Source organism: Armatimonadota bacterium, assembly GCA_020354555.1.
Lineage (GTDB): Bacteria > Armatimonadota > Hebobacteria.
The window spans coordinates 4,101,212-4,118,361 of sequence record CP070648.1 but is presented as its reverse complement, the minus strand read 5'-3'; the positions used below and the strand labels follow the sequence as shown (position 1 = coordinate 4,118,361).

At 67.5% G+C, this 17,150-nt stretch carries 16 protein-coding genes and 1 tRNA gene; 13 read left to right on the top strand and 4 right to left on the bottom strand.

The features are described 5' to 3' along the window. From JSV65_16850 to JSV65_16790, 13 genes are all read left to right on the top strand, one after another. Positions 1-726 (top strand): hypothetical protein (locus JSV65_16850; protein UCH34186.1); only part of this gene is annotated, 726 nt, incomplete at its 5' end. Between the two features lie 18 nt (positions 727-744). Beyond that, positions 745-1,728: a tRNA (adenosine(37)-N6)-dimethylallyltransferase MiaA gene (miaA, locus tag JSV65_16845; protein UCH34185.1), complete on the top strand. Its 984-nt coding sequence runs from the start codon at positions 745-747 to the stop codon at positions 1,726-1,728. Positions 1,729-1,737: 9 nt separating this feature from the next. Further along, complete coding sequence (gene hfq, locus JSV65_16840) at positions 1,738-2,019, top strand: RNA chaperone Hfq (GenBank protein ID UCH34184.1); 282 nt, start codon at positions 1,738-1,740, stop codon at positions 2,017-2,019. Positions 2,020-2,023: 4 nt separating this feature from the next. Next, on the top strand, positions 2,024-2,866 hold the full coding sequence (locus tag JSV65_16835) for a diaminopimelate epimerase (GenBank protein UCH36819.1): 843 nt from the start codon (positions 2,024-2,026) through the stop codon (positions 2,864-2,866). 186 nt (positions 2,867-3,052) lie between these two features. Further along, positions 3,053-4,255, top strand: a complete 1,203-nt coding sequence (locus JSV65_16830; GenBank protein UCH34183.1) for an LL-diaminopimelate aminotransferase — start codon at positions 3,053-3,055, stop codon at positions 4,253-4,255. Beyond that, positions 4,252-5,613, top strand: coding sequence for a GTPase HflX (gene hflX, locus JSV65_16825; protein ID UCH34182.1), 1,362 nt, complete (start codon positions 4,252-4,254; stop codon positions 5,611-5,613). Before JSV65_16830 ends, hflX begins: the two co-directional genes overlap by 4 nt. Before the next feature lie 114 nt (positions 5,614-5,727). Then, entirely contained in the window at positions 5,728-6,576 is an 849-nt protein-coding gene (locus JSV65_16820; protein ID UCH34181.1) for a hypothetical protein, read from the top strand. 122 nt (positions 6,577-6,698) lie between these two features. Beyond that, positions 6,699-6,773, top strand: a tRNA-Gln gene (locus JSV65_16815). A 55-nt stretch (positions 6,774-6,828) separates the two neighbouring features. Then, the gene (locus JSV65_16810; protein UCH34180.1) at positions 6,829-7,572 is read left to right on the top strand and encodes an NTP transferase domain-containing protein; all 744 of its coding nucleotides are present in this window, start codon (positions 6,829-6,831) and stop codon (positions 7,570-7,572) included. 81 nt (positions 7,573-7,653) lie between these two features. Then, positions 7,654-8,610 carry a ribose-phosphate pyrophosphokinase gene (locus tag JSV65_16805; GenBank protein ID UCH34179.1) on the top strand — a complete coding sequence of 319 codons (957 nt, stop codon included), beginning with the start codon at positions 7,654-7,656 and terminating at the stop codon, positions 8,608-8,610. 90 nt (positions 8,611-8,700) lie between these two features. Beyond that, positions 8,701-9,390, top strand: a complete 690-nt coding sequence (locus tag JSV65_16800) for a 50S ribosomal protein L25 (protein UCH34178.1) — start codon at positions 8,701-8,703, stop codon at positions 9,388-9,390. Positions 9,391-9,808: 418 nt separating this feature from the next. Beyond that, positions 9,809-10,843, top strand: a complete 1,035-nt coding sequence (locus JSV65_16795; protein ID UCH34177.1) for a zinc-dependent alcohol dehydrogenase family protein — start codon at positions 9,809-9,811, stop codon at positions 10,841-10,843. Between the two features lie 193 nt (positions 10,844-11,036). Continuing rightward, positions 11,037-13,430 carry a penicillin acylase family protein gene (locus tag JSV65_16790; protein ID UCH34176.1) on the top strand — a complete coding sequence of 798 codons (2,394 nt, stop codon included), beginning with the start codon at positions 11,037-11,039 and terminating at the stop codon, positions 13,428-13,430. Positions 13,431-13,576: 146 nt separating this feature from the next. On the opposite strand, the gene JSV65_16785 is transcribed toward JSV65_16790, so the two are convergent. The 4 genes from JSV65_16785 to JSV65_16770 form a co-directional block, all read right to left on the bottom strand. Then, positions 13,577-14,134, bottom strand: a complete 558-nt coding sequence (locus JSV65_16785) for a hypothetical protein (GenBank protein UCH34175.1) — start codon at positions 14,132-14,134, stop codon at positions 13,577-13,579. Beyond that, the gene (locus tag JSV65_16780; GenBank protein UCH34174.1) at positions 14,127-14,837 is read right to left on the bottom strand and encodes a LysE family transporter; all 711 of its coding nucleotides are present in this window, start codon (positions 14,835-14,837) and stop codon (positions 14,127-14,129) included. The genes JSV65_16785 and JSV65_16780 overlap by 8 nt, the downstream gene beginning before the upstream one ends. Then, positions 14,830-15,987: a hypothetical protein gene (locus JSV65_16775; protein ID UCH34173.1), complete on the bottom strand. Its 1,158-nt coding sequence runs from the start codon at positions 15,985-15,987 to the stop codon at positions 14,830-14,832. Before JSV65_16775 ends, JSV65_16780 begins: the two co-directional genes overlap by 8 nt. Before the next feature lie 2 nt (positions 15,988-15,989). Next, positions 15,990-17,150 (bottom strand): glutamate mutase L (locus JSV65_16770; GenBank protein ID UCH34172.1); only part of this gene is annotated, 1,161 nt, incomplete at its 5' end.

Sequence of the window (17,150 nt, the reverse complement as noted above, 5' to 3'; positions counted from 1 at the left end):
GGGATCACTGAGGGGTGGGGCGGCGCGCCGCCAGTGGGCTCTGCGACGGATGTGCGACCTTCGCGGCAGGATGCCACGGGCGGCACCCAGGCCGCGCTGTCGTTCCCGGAAATCCAGCCCACCGCGCCGCGGCCTCAGCCTGCCGCAGGCACACTCGCCATCAACCCGCTCGGCCAACTGCGCGCAACGTACATTGTCGCCGAAGGCCCCGGCGGGCTGATGATCGTTGACCAGCACCGCGCGCACGAGCGCGTGCTCTACGATGATCTGGAATCCGCCAACGAGGGCGCGACGCCTCCCGTGCAGCGGCTCGTGATGCCGGCCACGGTGCATCTCGGACGGCGTGAAGCGGAACTGCTCGAACGCAACCTCGATGCCTTCACCGGCATTGGTGTGGAGGTCGAGCCGTTCGGGTCGGACACGTTCGTGGTGCGGGGGATGCCCGCGATCATGGCCAAGCTCGATCCGGAGGAGCTACTGCGCGACCTGCTTGAGGAACTGAGCGCGCAGCCGACCGGAGGTGAGATCAGCCTGCCGCGGGAGGCGATTCTCGCGGCGGCCGCGTGCCATTCGGCGATCAAGGCGGGCACGCCGCTCGCGCCGCAGGAGATGGTGGAGTTGCTCGACCGATTGGCGCGGTCGAGCCGGCCATACACCTGCCCGCACGGCCAGCCGATCATTATGTCTATCACGAACTTCGAGTTGGATCGCCGGTTCCAGCGGTGATCCGCTCGCGGCACTATCATGTCGGTTACGAACTCCTCACCGCATCGCCCTTGGCACGCTGACGCGGCGACGCCGCTGGTCATAATCGTCGGCCCCACCGCGGTCGGGAAGACGGCCGTCGCGGTGGAGTGCTGCCTGCGGCTCGGAGGCGAAGTGGTGTCGGCCGATTCCATGCAGGTCTATCGTCATATGGACATCGGCACCGCGAAACCCACGGCGGAGGAGCGCCGCGGGGTTGCTCACCACTGTATCGACATCGCCGAGCCGGACGAGGAGTACTCCGTCGCGCGATACAAGCGGGATGCGGAGTGCGCGATCGCCGACATTCATGCGCGGGCGAGGCTGCCGGTACTGTGCGGGGGCACGGGGCTGTACGTCAGGGCCGTGCTCTACGGCCTCGACCTGCCCATTGCCGCTGCGGATTGGGATTTGCGGAAGCGGCTCGAGGATGAAGCGGCGCGCCGCGGCGCGCAGGAACTGCATGACCGCCTGGGGGAGGTGGATCCGGCGGCGGCGGCACGCATCCACCCCAACAACGTGAGACGCGTGGTGCGCGCGCTGGAGGTGTATCTGCTGACGGGTCGGCCGCTGTCGAGCCATCATCGCCTTGACCACCAACCGAGCCGTCAGTATAATGTGGTGGCGTTTGGGCTCAACGTGCCTCGCAGTGACCTGTATCGGAGGATAGACGCGCGGGTCGATGGCATGATGCAGCGCGGCCTGCTCGAAGAGGCGCGCCGGCTTCTCGACCGCGGCTATTCCGAGAGCCTGATCTCCATGAAGGGGCTTGGCTACCGGCAGTTGGCGGCGCACTTGGGCGGCGAAACGGATCTCGACACCGCCGTGCATCTGATCAAGCGCGATACGCGACACTACGCGCGGCGGCAGTTGACGTGGTTTCGCGCGGAGTCGCTGCTGCAATGGCTCGACGTGTCCGCCGCGGGCGGCGCGGGGGCGGCTGCCGACGTCATCTGCGACGCCCAGCGCAGCACGTCCTCGTGACCAGTTGAGATGCCGAGAAGCGCGGTCAATCTCCAAGACTTCTTTCTGAATTTCCTTCGGCGTCGCGAGCTTGAGGTGGTGGTGACACTCGTCACCGGCGCGGAGGTGCGCGGGGTGGTCAAGGGATTCGACAACTTCACCGTGGTCATTGAAGCCGAGGGCATGCCGCACCTAGTGTACAAACACGCGATCGCGGCGATGCGGCCCGTGGAGCCGATTCCGGACATCTGCGGCCAGGCGCTGCGGCATCGTCAGGAGCAGCAAGGCGGCGAGGGTGAGCCGCAAGGTTAGCGCGATGTACTTCAGCAAGATGCACGGGCTGGGCAATGATTACGTCATCATTGACGGCATCAATCAGGACATAGCGGAGCAGCGTCTGCCGCGGCTGGCGCGCGAGATGTCGGACCGGCATTTCGGCATCGGCTCGGACGGCATCATCGTCGTGCTGCCGTCGAAGTCGGCCCATTTCCGGATGCGCATTTTCAACCCCGACGGCAGCGAGGCGGAGATGTGCGGCAACGGGGTTCGCTGCTTTGCCAAGTACGCGCACGATCGCAAGCTGACGCGGCGGCGGGAACTGGAGATCGAAACCCTGGCCGGGATCATCCGGCCGCAACTGCAGATTCGATCGGGCAAAGTGCAGGCGATCAAAGTGGACATGGGGCAGCCGCGCCTTGAGCGCAGGGAGATCCCGATGAAAGGCAAGGCCGGCCGCGTCATCAACGAGCGCCTGCGCGTACTCGGGGAGCGCCTGGAGGTCACCTGCGTTTCGATGGGTAACCCCCACTGCGTCATATTCGTTAGTGACGTGGACAAGCACCCGGTGGAGCGGATCGGCCCGGCGGTGGAGACCCACGACCTGTTCCCGCGGCGGACGAACGTCGAGTTCGTGCAGGTGGTGAATCCGGCGGAACTGCGCATGCGGGTGTGGGAGCGCGGCGCGGGGGAGACGCTGGCGTGCGGCACCGGCGCGTCGGCCTCGCTGGTCGCGGCGCATCTCACGGGCCGCGCGGGGCGCAAGGCGGTGCTGCATCTGCGCGGGGGCGAGCTCAGGGTGTCGTGGAATCCCGATGACGACCACGTCTTCATCACCGGTCCTGCCGAGGAGGTCTTTACCGGCGAGTGGCTGCGGGGATAGGCCGCCGATCAGCGCGAATCGCGCCGATTCGGATGTCCGCCTGAGTCGGCGCGTCTGCGCGCGTGCTGGAAACGCAGGGCCTGCGCCAGGTGCGGCAAAGGATCCTGCCGTGGTCGCAGGCAGACCTACGAGCCCTATCCATACCCATTCCCATCTGTGTACTCCGTGGACCAAGGAGAGTGTGAATTGCAGATCGCTCAGCGAGTGTTAACGACACCGCCGTATCCCTTTGCCGAACTGGCACGCATCAAGCGCGAGATGCTCGCCAAGGGGGCTGATCTGATTGACCTCGGCATCGGCGATCCGGACCGGCCGACGCCGCCCCACGTGGTCGAGGCGCTGTGCCGCGCGGCGCGCGATGCGCGCACGCACCAGTACGACGAGACGGGGAACGGCCTGCCGGCATTCCGCGAGGCGATCGCGCAGTGGTACGGGAATCGCTTCGGCGTCAGCCTCGATCCGGACCAGGAGATCCTGCGATTGATCGGATCGAAAGAGGGCCTGGCGCACATGTTCTGGTCGGTGCTGAACCCCGGGGACGTAGCGCTGCTGCCCGACCCAGCGTACCCCGTATATAAGGTGAACACGAACTTCGCGGGCGGCGAGCCGTACATGATGCCGCTGCTCAAGGAGAACGCGTACCTGCCCGATCTGGACGCGATACCGAAGGACATCGCGCAGCGGGCGAAGATCATGATGCTGTGCTACCCGAACATGCCGACGGCGGCGGTGGCGGAGCGCGATTTCTACGAGCGCGTGGTGGACTTCGCGCGCAAGAACGAAGTGCTCGTGTGCCTCGACATGGCGTATTCCGAGATCGCGTTCGACGGTTACGAGACGCAGAGCGTGCTTCAGTTGCCGGGCGCGAAGGAGGTCGCGGTCGAGTTCCACTCGCTGTCGAAGACGTACAACATGACGGGTTGGCGTATCGGGTACGCGGTCGGCAGCCCGCAGGCCCTTGGCGCGCTGGGCAAACTGAAGTCCAATCTCGACTCCGGCGCGTTTCTCGCGATCCAGGAGGCGGCGGCGGCGGCGCTGAGCGGCCCGCAGGACTGCGTGGCGGAGATGCGGGCGATATACGAGCGGCGGCGCGACCTGCTGGTCGAAGGGCTGCATGGGCTGGGATGGCCAGTGGAGAAAGCGAAGGCGACCTTCTACGTGTGGACGCCGACACCCGAGGGGTACACGTCCGCCCAGTTCGCCGAGCTTTTGCTGTCGCAGACGCAGGTGCTGCTCACCCCGGGCAGCGCGTACGGCGATGAAGGCGAGGGTTTCGTGCGCATGGCGCTGACGGTACAGGCAGCGGACCCGGAGGCGCGAATCGCCGAGATGCTGGAGCGCATTGCGAGCAAACTCGACCTCAAGTGGGGTGGCAAAGGACGGGCATGAGGGCACAGCGGCTGCCCGAAGCGGCACGGCCCGAACCGCAGCGAGCGATGCTGGCGGCGCTGGAGATGCCGGGCCGAGATTGGGAGGAATCGCTTGCGGAGTTAGCGCTGCTCGCGGAGTCGGCGGGCGCAGAGGTGGTGGGCGCGATCACGCAGCGGCGCGACACGCCGGATCCGGCGACGTTTCTCGGCAAAGGCAAGGCCGAGGAAGTGCGCGATGAGGCGGCGGGGGAGCGCGCTGACATTGTCGTGGTGGACGATGAGCTGCGCCCCGTGCAGCAGCGCAACCTGGAACAGATCATCCGCCTCCCGGTTCTCGACCGCACCGCGATCATCCTCGACATCTTCGCGCGGCGCGCGCGGTCCAACGAGGGCAAGATCCAGGTCGAGCTGGCGCAGTACACGTACCTGCTGCCGCGCCTCACCGGGCGCGGGACGATGCTGTCCCGCCTCGGCGGCGGCAGGGGCGTAGCCAGCGGGGCCGGCGCGGGCATCGGGGCGCGCGGCCCGGGCGAAACCAAGCTGGAGATGGACCGTCGGCGCATCCGGCGGCGCATCACCGCGCTGCGCAAGCAGGTGCGCCGCATCTCCCAGCAGCGCCGGGGGCAGCGCCGCGCCCGCAGTGAATCGCTGCTGCCGGTCGGCGCGATCGTGGGCTATACCAACGCTGGCAAGTCAACCTTGCTCAACGCGCTGAGCGGGGCCGACATCTACGCCGACGATCGCCTCTTCGCCACCCTCGATCCGACGGTGCGTCGCGTCGAGTGCGACGGCATGACCGTATTGCTCGCAGACACGGTAGGATTCATCCGCAACCTGCCGCACCAACTGATCGCCGCCTTCCACGCGACGCTGGAGGAGGTCGTCGAAGCGCACTTCCTGATACACGTCGTGGACGCCGCGAGCGAAATGATCGAGGAACACCACGCGGCAGTGCTGCGAACGCTGGCCGAACTCGGAGCGGTGGACCGGGATCGCCTAGTGGTGCTCAACAAAGCCGATCTCGTGGCCGACCGCACCATGCTGGAGAACATCGCGCGGCGCTACGATCCCGCGGTTATCATCTCAGCGACCACTGGGGAGGGCCTTGGGGATCTCCGCACCGCGCTCGCGGATCTCGCGCGCCGTCAGATGCTGGAGGTCGAGGCGTTGCTGCCTCACGATCGCGGCGACCTGCTGGCGCTCGCCTATGACCACGGCGAGGTACGGTCGGTTGAACATCGCCCGGAAGGCGTGATGGTGAGCGCTCGCGTTCCGCCCGATGTGGCGGCTCGGCTCGAGGATCACGCGACCGAACCGGAAACGCCGCCTGACCACGGCGAGGCCGAGTGGTTCGCGGACAACGAAGAGCAGGAATAGCCGCCGATTCACGCGGGTCGTCCGCGCGCCCCAGGCCGCAGTCTCGCTTCATCGCATCGCTGACGAAGTCACGTCGGTTAGCGCCCATTCGCGGCAAGCGACGATAGGAGCGGTATGCCCGTCAACCTGGCCTATCGCGATTTCCTCAAGGCACTCGACGCCATCGAGGGCGGGGCGGATCCGTGGGACGCCTACCAGCACTACTACGCACGGCGTCATCGCGCGCTGCTGGAGGCCTACTGGCGACAGTGCTGGGGCAGCGACGAGGCGCGCGAGAGAGAGTTGGTGCGCGAGATGCGCCCGCAGGACTATCGCGCGCTGCGAGAGAGCCTTGCCGTCTCGAATATCGAGGTGCTGGCTCGCGAGGCGCTGGAGCGGTGCGCGCCGTTGGTGAACCTGCCGGAGCCCCAGGCCGACCTGTTAGTGGGCCGGTTCAGCCCCGACGCTTTCCTGTTTCGCGTCGGAGGACAATGGCATATCGGCGTCGGGCTGGAGCGATTCGCGCAGTTCTCCTCGCTGCCGCTGCTGATCGCGCACGAGTATGGTCACTACGCGAGGCGGATGCTGGCGCCGGAGCCGCGAACCGTCGGCGACCGGGTCATCGCTGAGGGGGCATCGGTGGCGTTCGCCGAGGCGGCATATCCCGAGCGCCGTCTTACTCGTCATCTCCGCATGACACCGCGGCGCGTTCACGAGATTCGGGAGTTGGAGCCGCGGCTGTGGGCGGCGCTGGCGCCGTGTCTCGACGCCGAGGATGTGGAGGCCTTTGCGGGTGTCCTGTACAGCGGGCGCCGGTGGCAAGGCTTTCCGCCGCGGTTCGGCTGCTGTCTCGGCTACTGGGCGGTGCGCCACTTCGCGCACGCTCGCGGCGAATCGGTGGTCAGCCGCGCGGTGCTCGCGGCGGAGTCGGCGACGATTCTCGATCCTTACATGGCCCGGCTGCGCCGCGCCGGGCAGTCCTGACCGAGCGATGACAGAGAGCCGCTCGCAGACGTGTGCCGCCCATATGAATGTCCGGCGTTCGCAGCTTGCCGCAGCCGCGCGGTGGACAGCAAGCGGGGGCATATGTTAGAATCAAGCGGCGGTGGCGGGTGGCGCAATGGTAGCGCGAGGGACTTTGGATCCCTAGGCTGCAGGTTCGAGTCCTGCCCCGCCAGCCACGGACGTCGGGTTCGCCAGGCGGAACACTCCTTATCCGGTCGCAGTCTACGCAGCATGTCAAGCAAGAACATCGCAGCAGCGATCCTGGCCGCCGGCCTGGGTAAGCGTATGGGCAGCGAGATGCCGAAGGCCCTGGTACGCCTGGGAGGGCACCCGATCGCGCAGCACGTGCTGGACGCGGTGTTGGCGACCGGGATTGACAATATCGTTGTGGTCGTGGGGCGGCAGGGCGATCTCGTTCGTCAGGCGCTGGGCAACGGGGTGCGGTACGCGGTGCAGGCGTGTCAACGCGGCACGGGGGACGCGCTGATGTGCTCTCGGGAAGCGCTCGCAGATTTCAGCGGGTATCTGATTACGCTGTATTGCGACGTGCCGTTCGTGCCGCCGGATCTGCTGCGGCGGCTGGTGGAGGAATGCGCGGCGCGGGATGCGGCGGCGGCGATGGTGACGGTGGAACTCGATGACCCCGGCGCTTACGGGCGGATTATCCGCGACGAGAGCGACGCGGTTCTCGGCATCAAGGAGGCCGCCGGGGCGAGCCCTGAAGAGCTGAGGATCAGGGAGGTCAATGCGGGCATTTACTGCTTCCGCGCGCCGCTGATCTTCGACATCGCGGCCGAGATCAAGCCCGACCCGGTCAAAGGCGAACTGTACCTGACCGATGCGATCGGCCTGCTGGCGGCCAAGGGCTACACGATCGCGGTGGCTAAGGTGAACGACCCCGCGGTGGTGATGGGGATCAACACGCCGGCCGAGCTGGCGGAGGCGGCGCGCACCTTGCGCCGGATGCGTTCGTAGAGCGGAGCGCACCGCGCGCTGCACCTGCTCTTAGAGGATTGCGTCCTGGTAACGAAAGCGCCGGGCGTGGGCAACTACGATATGCGAATCCTGACTGGCAACGCGAACTGCGAACTCGCTGCCGATATCGCCGCGCACCTGGGCATCCCGCTGAGCGACGTGGAGGTGGGCCGCTTCAGCGATGGCGAGATCCGGGTCAAGATCAACGAGAGCATGCGCGGGGCGGACGTCTTCGTCGTGCAGCCGACGTGCCCGCCGAGCAGCGAGAACATCATGGAACTCCTGATCATCATTGACGCGCTCAAGCGCGCGTCGCCCCGGCGCATCGTCGCGGTCATCCCGTACTACGGCTATGCGCGCCAGGAGAAGAAGGCTTCGGGGCGAGAGCCGATCACGGCGCGGCTGATGGCGGATCTGCTCACCGTCGCCGGGGCCAATCGCATCCTCGCGCTCGACATGCACGTGCCGTCGATCCAGGGGTTCTTCAATCTGCCGGTGGATCATCTGAACGCGGGCCCGTTGCTCGCCGAATACTGGGCGGCGCACGGGTTTGCCGACGCGAATACCGTCGTCGTGTCGCCGGATGTGGGCGGCGTAGGCACCGCGCGCGCGGTGGCGGATCACCTGCAGGCGAGCCTCGCCATCATCGCCAAGCGACGGCCGCAACCGAACCAGGCCGAGGCGATGGAGGTCATCGGGGATCTCAACGGCAAGCGAGCCATTTTCTTCGACGATATGATAGACACCGCGCGGTCGCTGGTGCACGGCGCAAAGGCGGTCGCCGAGCGCGGGGCGGCGGAGATATACGCGTGCGCGACCCACGGCATATTTTCCGAGGACGCGATATCGCGTATTGGCGGCTCTCTGATCCGCCAAGTAGTGGTGACCGATACGATCCCGCTGCCGGCGGAGCGGCGCATTGACAAGATCCACGTGCTGTCGGTGGCTCCCCTGCTGGCGGAGGCGATTCGCCGGGTGCACGAGGATGCGTCGGTCAGTTCCTTGTTCGATCGTCTGTGGATTGAGGACAAGCGGTAAACGGCGCGGCACGGCGCCGCGCAGGCAGTTCCGAATAACGCGAGCTGATGGTCGGGGCGGACGCCGGCTTGCCGCGTGCTGGAGGGCATAATGGAACAGCGAGAACTCACGGTTGAAACGCGCGCCGGATCGGGTACCAGCGCGGCGCGGCGGCTGCGCCGCCAGGGCCTGGTGCCCGCGGTGCTATACGGGCGAGGGATGGAGCCGGTGCCGCTCTCGGTCAACGCGAGCCTACTGCGAGAGCTGGTGCACGCCGGCGGGCACAATGTGGTCGTGCGTCTCAACATAAAGGACGGCAACGCGGAGCCGCCCACGGTGATGCTCAAGGAAATCCAAAGGCATCCGCTGAGCGGCATCGTGCTCAACGTGGACTTCCAGAAGATATCGCTGACGGAGCAGATCACCGCGGAGGTGCCGATCATCCTGATCGGCGAAGCGCCCGGCGTGAAGCAGGGCGGCGTGCTCGATCACGTTCTGCGCGAGGTCGAAGTGGAGTGCCTGCCGACGGACATCCCGCACAGCATCGAGCTCAACGTATCACAACTCGATATCGGTCATGCACTCCACGTGAGCGATCTCGCGGCGCCCCCGGGTGTTACCATCACCGCAGAGCCGACGGAGGTCGTGGTCGCGGTGACGCGCGTGTTCGAGGAGGTCGCAGCGCCCGCGCCTGAGGAAGCCGCAGAGGTCGAGGAGGGGGCGGAGCCTGCGGAAGAAGGGGCCGAGCCGACTGAGGCTGAAGAAGAAGGCGAGGCAGCCGAGGAGACGCAGGAGTCCTGACGGCGGCGCCGCCCGCGGACGTCCGAGTACAGGTGATCCCGCCCTGCGCGGCACGCCGACGAGTGGTGCGGCGCAGGCAGGTGCGCGCGTCGGCAGAGAGGAACTGAATGACGCGGGGCGCCCTGCGCGGGCGCCCCGCGGCGTCAACTGTGGAGTCTTCGCGATTGGGCGCGCGGCCCAGTGTGTCGCCCTTCGACGCGTTCGATGAACTCAGGGTAAGCACCCTCAGGGTGAGGTCGAGTGCTGGTCCTGAGCGAAGTCGAAGGGCAGCCGAGGGGCCGCCCCAAAGCCCCGATGCGTCGGGGGCACCGAGACTGTCCCGTGCTTGCGCTCTGCGGGATTGCGGAGTGAGGCCAAGCCTCACCCAGGACTCGTGAGCGTGATTCCCTGATCTGCGGGCCTTTGAGAGGGCCGAATCGTGGCACAGACGAAGCGGGACGACATGCAGGCAGCTGTGTTTCTCGCGCCGGGCCGCTGGGAATTGCAGACGCGGGCGCGCCCTGAGCCCGGCCCCGGTGAGGCGCTGATACGCGTGGCGGCATGCGGCCTCTGCGGCACGGACCTGCACATCTATCACGGCCGCTTTCCGGCGGAGTTTCCGGTCATCCCCGGCCACGAGTTCTCGGGCGAGGTGCTGGCAGTCGGGCGGGGCGTCGAGCACGTCGCCGCTGGCGATCGGGTCTCGGTTGACCCGGTGATCCCCGACGGCATTTGCGATCCGTGCCGGCGCAACCTGCGCCATCTCTGCGTCAACCTGCGCGCGCCGGGGATTGACCTCGACGGCGGTTTCGCCACGCAGTGCGTTCTGCCCGGCACGCAACTCCTCGCCATCCCCGATGACCTGAGCTACGAGGACGCGGCGCTGCTGGAGCCGCTGGCGTGCGTTCTGCACGGGCTCGACCTCGTTGATATCCGTCCGGGCGACCGGGCGGCGATCATCGGCGCGGGATGGATCGGCCTTCTCATGCTCCAATGCGTGCGCCTGCGGGGCGCGGCGCACATAACCGTCTCCGAGCCGGTGGCGTTCAAGCGGGAACGAGCGCAGGCGCTGGGCGCCGACGTGGTCGTGAACCCGCGGGAAAGCTCGATCGCCGAGGCCGTGGCGGAAAGCTCCGCGGGCGGCGTGGACATTGCCATCGAGTGCGTCGGGTCCGCGAACACGGCGCGCGAGGCGACCGAGCTGGTGCGAGAGGGCGGCACCGTGCTGTTCTTTGGCGTCGCCCCGCCCGATGCCGAGATCGTCGTCAAACCCTATGACATCTATCGCCGCGAGCTGAAGGTCGTCGGCTCCTTCAGCACGCCGCACAAGCATTCTCAGGCGCTGCGGCTCGCGGCCGGCAGCAGGATCGAACTGGCGTCTCTGGTGACGCACCGCTTCGGCGTGGGCGAGCTTGACGCAGCCATGAGCTGCCTGGAGAGCGGCGAGGCCATCAAGGCTCTCATCATACCATAGGTTCCGAACGTCGGCGACCCGCTCCCAAGACGGAAGTCGTCATCCCATCGCCGGCTTCATCCTGAGCCCTATGGGAACAGCGGTCGGCGCTCGCGCAACAGACGTAATGGCGTGAGGGTTCGACCGTTTCACGGGGACGGTCCCGCGTGGTGCAGCGGGCGCGGGGCCCAGCCAATACGGAAGGGAGGATATCTTGACAACGGTTCGTGCAGTATTCGTGGTCGTATGTGTTTCCGCACTGTTGACAGCGACGAGCGCGCTCGGCGCCGAGGATGAGAAGGCCAAGTTCAGCACGGAGGCCGTGACCGTTGACGGGCACGAGGTGACGATCGTCCGCGACAGCTACGGCGTCCCTCACGTGTTCGCGGACGCCGACGAGGCACTGTACTACGGCAACGGCTACGCGGTGGCGCAAGACCGCCTGCTACAACTCGAGAAGTACCGGCGCACCGCGACCGGGAACATGGCCGAGCTGATGGGCGAGAAGTTCGTCGAGAGCGACCGCCAGACGCGGCTTCTGGGGTACACGACGGACGAGCTTCAGCGACAAGTTGATAACCTCTCGCCTCTCTACAAGCTGCAGGTCGAGGCGTACACGCGCGGCGTCAACGCGTGGTTCGACAAGGTGCGCGCGGAGGGCCGCGTGCCGAAGGAATTCACGGAGGCAGGCGTGGAACTCGAGCCGTGGCGCACGACGGATACGGCGGCGATCGGGGCGTGGATGGCGCGGCGGTTCGGCGGCGGCGGGGCCGAGGAGTTGAAGAACCTGCGGCTGCTGGGAGTGCTGCGCGAGCGCTTCGGGGACGACGCGCTCAAGGTTTTCGACGACGTGCTGTGGCTCAACGATCCCGGCGCTCCGACGACCGTCTGGCGGGGCGAGGGCAACCCCAGCCCGGCGACAAAGCGGCACGACGGGGGCGTGAATCTGGCCTGGCTGCCGGGGAATGCGAGCGACCTGGCTGCGCGCCGCGCTGTGGCGGAGGCGGAACTGAGCCCCCCGATGCGCGAGCGCCTTGCCGCCGCCGGCATCCCGACCAAGTGGGGCAGCAACGCGTGGGTCATTTCGGCCGGCATGTCGGCGAGCGGGAATCCCCTGCTCTACGGCGGGCCGCAGATGGGGTTCTCGACGCCGCAGATCGCGCACGAGGTGCACTTGGTCGGCCCCGAGGTCAACGTCATCGGCATGGGTTTTGCCGGCGTGCCGGGAGTCCTGATCGGCCATAACGAACACCTGGCGTGGACGACGACTTCCGCCGTCGGCGACTACTCCGACGTGTTCGCCGAGAAGCTCAATCCCGACAACAAGTATCAATACATGCACAACGGCGAGTACACGGACATGGAGAAGCGGGTCGAGACGATCCGCGTGGCGGGGGGCGACCCGGTGGAGATGGAGATCTACCGGACGGTTCACGGGCCGGTGCTCGAATGGGATGAGGAAGCCGGCATCGCATACGCGGTCGCGGCCAACTTCTGGATGCGCGAGGTGAAGACGCTGGAGGCGACGGGCGGGTTCAACCGCGCGGACAACATCGAGGAGTTCGCACAACGCGCCGAGCACGTGACGACTTCTCACAACTGGTTCTGCGCGACGCAGGACGGCGACATCGGCTTCTGGTTCACGGGCAAGCTGCCGGTGCGCTCGCCCGAGGTTGACCGGCGCCTGCCGACGCCCGGCACCGGGGAGTACGACTGGAAGGGCGACGTCCCGTTTTCCGAGATGCCGCAGGTGATCAATCCCGAGCACGGCTATCTCGTGAACTGGAACAACAAGCCGGCGCCGTGGTTGGACAACGGCGACGAATGCACGTGGGGGCCGTTCTGGCCGATCAGCGAGATCGGCGCCGAGATCGAAGAGATGGCGCCGCTGAGCATCGCCGAGACGGCTCAGCTCGGGCTGCACGCGGGGACTCGGACGCTGATCGGGGCGCCGTTCCTGCCGATGATCCTTGGAGCGGCGGAACGCACGGATGCCGACAAGGACCCGCGCCTGCACGAGGCGCTCGAGTACCTGCGCGCGTGGAATCTCTTCCAGTGGCAGGGCGATGTGGCGACGACGATTCTCGAGACGTGGATGGGGCTCGCCGCGGTAACTGTACTCGTGGACGATTTCGGCCCATTGATGCCGACGACCATGGCGCTCGATGGCGAAGGGGGCGGGGGCGGCGGGCCGCAGATCAACCTGCTGGCCGCGGTATCGCTGCTGGTGCGCACGCTGCAGGGAGAACAGGCGACTCTGCCGCTCAAGTATGACTACCTCGGCGGCAAGGATCGAGACGAGGTGATCGTCGGCGCGCTGAGGTCGGCGGTGAACGTGCTCGAGGCCACCCGCGGGAAGCAAATGGGCAAGTGGAGCCGCGAGCCGCAGTGGATCGAGTTGGATCCGCTGCCTGCGATCCCCAACGTGTCGCGCGGCACCTACATCCAGGTCGTGGAGGCGGCGCGCCCGGACATCAACGGCATGAACATCCTGCCGCCCGGCCAAAGCGAGGGCCCGGACTCGCCGCACTACAGTGACCAGCGCGAGTTAGCAGGGTACTGGCTCTTCAAGCCGATGCTGTACAAGCGGGAAGACCTGTTGCCGTAGAGGTTGCGCAGGTCGGAAGAAGCGGAGGGAGGACGAGATGCCGCGCGCGGCATCGCACCGGGCTTCTCGTCCTACCCACGCCTCCGCAATGGCAAGAGCGGAAGGGGCGCTCCGGCGCGGCTCTCCCCGGACCGTGGCGCGACGGCCTACTGCGCGAACGGCGCGTCCTCTTTCTCGGGTTTCTCCTCGGCCCGCCGCGTGGGGAAGGACGGGATGATGTCACGGGACATGGTGGCGACGACCTTCATGCGCGGCGATGGGCGCGTGTCCCCCGGCGGCGGCGTGCGTTCCTCCCAGGTGAGGTGAAGGTCGAGGCGAGTCAACTCCTCCGGGCCGACCCAAGTGGCGAGCAATGTCGCACGTTTGCCACTATCCGTGCTTGAGACTTCCCACTCCGGGGCGGCGGGCGCGTCGAGGCGCGACCATCGCTGCTCCTTCATTCGATCGTCGTAATACGCAAACACGTCGAGCGCAGGATAGTCGAGCGGCACGAAGTACGTCGCCGATTTCCAGCCGCGGTCGGGAAGCGCGCGGACGTCGGCATCGAGTGCGTCGGGGTGCATCGGCAGCACGGGCATCGCCTCGCGGCGCTGCTGCGTGCTCTGAAAGCGCGAGAGGACGACAAGGACCACGAGCCATGCGACCAGGAGCACAATGATCGCGGCCTTGAATCCGGGAGGCGTTCCTCGCTTGCCCTCAGGCATCCTGCTCCTGCTTCACCGGCGGGCGCACCAGGCTGTGCGCGCCGGAGTAGATGAAGTACGCGGCCAGCCCAATCAGGAACACGCCGCACGCCCCAACCAGCCACCGGTAGGTGAGCGGCGATAGGAACGCCCGACCGTAGGCGATGCCCAACGCGACCAGGCAGTACCATACGACGTCGGAACTGATGTGGCCGACGAAGAGCGTGCCCAGGCCGGCGGCGCCGTATTGCTTGGCGCGCGCGATGAGCGCCATGCCGAGCGTCGCCCACCACAAGGTCCAGTATGGATTCGACAGGCTGGTCAGCAGTCCCCGTGCCGCCTCCCATGCGGCGACGCCGAGCCGCCACGGCTGACCTTCGACCGACGCGCCGGGCGCGCCGAGGAAGGAAAGCTGCGCGGGGTCGAGCGGCGCGAGCATGCCCCACGCCATCCATACCATGACGCCGCCGCCGATCAGTCCAAGCGCCGCGAACACGTAGCGGTTGCGCAGCGCCACGCCCAGGCCGACGGCGAGCGCGATGATGACCGCCAACTCGAGCAGCCCGTGGCCGACCATGAGCAGCGGCCCGGCCCAGAAGCCATTGCGCGCCGCATCAGCGACGGTCACCGACAGGAGCGGCCCCGGCATGAGCGCGCCGGAGAATCCCGTGCCGAACGCGTACACCAGCAGCGCCAACAGCGGCCAGCGGGCCGGCTTAGCCATGAACCATCTCCACGTTTGCCCTGGGCACGAGGGCGCGGCGGCCGTCGCCCAGGTCCACCTCCACGACGCGCACGTTCGCCTCGGTTTCGATACGCTGAAGCTCAGGAGGCAGGCTCGTCACCGTCGCCAGCCGCCCGAAGTAGGGCTCCCGTATCAGGCGCACCTGCGCGCCGACCGCAAGCTGCCCCGCGCGGCCCGCGTCATAGGCTGCCGCGCGCGCCGGCGCCGGCGCACTGCTACGCGCGGCCGAATCATCCTCCCCGAGCGGGATGATGATCTCGGGCCTGATGACCCCGGCCCGTATCTGCGTCGCGCCGTCAACAGAGGCGCTGCCGCCGGCCAGTGACGCGAGCAGATCGAAGGTCGCCCCCGCCATCGGCACACGCCCAAAACCCTCGGTGATGATTAGCGTGAACGGCACCCGCTCCTGCCCGGTCACGGCGACGCCTATGTCATAGCCGACGAAGGCACGGAGGTCGGTGTCGGCGATGCCGCCGATGACGACGCCGGCGGCCCCGGCGCCCGCGGCGGCCGCGAGGGATTCGCCGTCGGCCGTCGCGCCGCCGACGAGCACGGCGCCGCGAGCATCCGAGCCGGCCAGACCGACGTCAAGCGGATGCTCCGGGCCGCGCGCGGCCATGCGCAGTACGCCGCGGCGCTCGCCGCCGACGCCGAAGATGCCCTGGATCAGCGCCGCCCTGCTCTCGATGACCGCGCCTCGCCCCTCGATGACTTGGGTAACGCGCCCACTGATGTGAGCGATCGTCTCCAGCGGCACCGGCTCCTCGCGAATTGCGACATAGCCGGATACCGGACTGATGTGCTCGATCACGCCCCGCACCGGCGACTCGCTGACATTGTGAAAGAGCCCGAAGAACGCGCGTGTCTCGGCGATGACCTCCCCGGCTGCGACCGCGTTGCCTTCCGATTTGAGCATCACCGAGGTCAGGTCGGCGGGCTCGACGCCGAGGCGCTCCGAGACTTTGACGGAGGTCAGATTCCCCGGCCGCTGGGCTCGCGCGATGGGGGCTTCCGCGTCGACGAGTTGCCCCTGCGCGACGAGCACCTCCCCCGGTATCGGCAGCAGGCGCTCTTCGCGCACGACGGTGTCGGCGGCGATGGTCAGGCCTGGCGTGTAGGCGGTCGGCACCGCTACTGCTCCTCCGTGCCGGCGCGGCGCGGGATCTCCGGGTCGGCTCCTGTCTCCCGCAGCCACCGGCGCATCATGTCCGCGCGTTCTGTGGACGGGATTTGCAGAGGCCGGCCGCGCGCATCAATGATGATCCCGACTACGCCTCCGCGCACCCGCGCGGTCAGCGGCTTTCCGCCGCCCGCACCGACGTCGAGGCCGCGCGCGGGTTGGATCGTAATCTGCGCCTCCTCCCCTGCTCCCAGCGGCAGCACGCGGATTTCCCCGGACTTCACGGTCGAGTCGCCCTGCGGGCCGCTGAGGGACACCGCGTCGGCTCCGGGTTTAGACGTCCCGACCGGGGCGACGACGGTGCCCAGGGGTATCAAGCAATCGCGGCGGAAGACTTCGTGCGCGACCTCGGGCATGACCTGCGCGAGAACGCCGAGCTGAGGCATCATAAAGATGCTGTCCACGGCCAGTTCGGTGACGCCCTCGGGGAGAAACGCGTCAATCATCATCAGCGCCGCCTGCTCTCGCCGGGGCGCGTGAGAGAGGACGCCGCCACTGCCGATGATGAGGCCCAAGCTCATCATGTTGACGAGGCTGTCGCCGCCGCTGTCCTGAGAGAAGACCTCGCCGACGCTGCGCGTCCGCTGCACGCCCCTGAGCCCGACCGCGAGTTGGCGATGCTGGGCGAAGGCCAGTCGCAGCGCCTCCCGCGCCACCGCCTGCTCGATCAGCAGATCCTCAACAGTGTGCGGGATGGTGGTCGGGCGGATCATCTTGTTGCGCAAGCGGTTGCGCAGATCCCCTTCGTCCACCGCAAACGGCATCCAGCGCGCGATCCCCTCGATGCCCGCCTCGGCGATGACGTTGGAAACGCTGTAGCTCATCCCGAGGTTGGCGCTCACGGTGCGGTTGAACTGACCACCGAAGACCGAGAAGACATCCGTCGTCGCGCCGCCGATGTCAACGGCGAAAACATTGAGGCTCTCCATCGCTGCGGCAATCTTCACCATCTCGCCGACGGCTGCAGGGGTGGCCATGACGGGCGCGTTGGTCCAACCGAGGAGTTTGTCATAGCCGGGGGCCTGGGCCATAACGTGTTCGAGGAACAACTGGTGGATCGCCTCGCGAGCGGGTTCGAGGTTCTCGCGTTCGAGGACGGGGCGCAGGTTCTC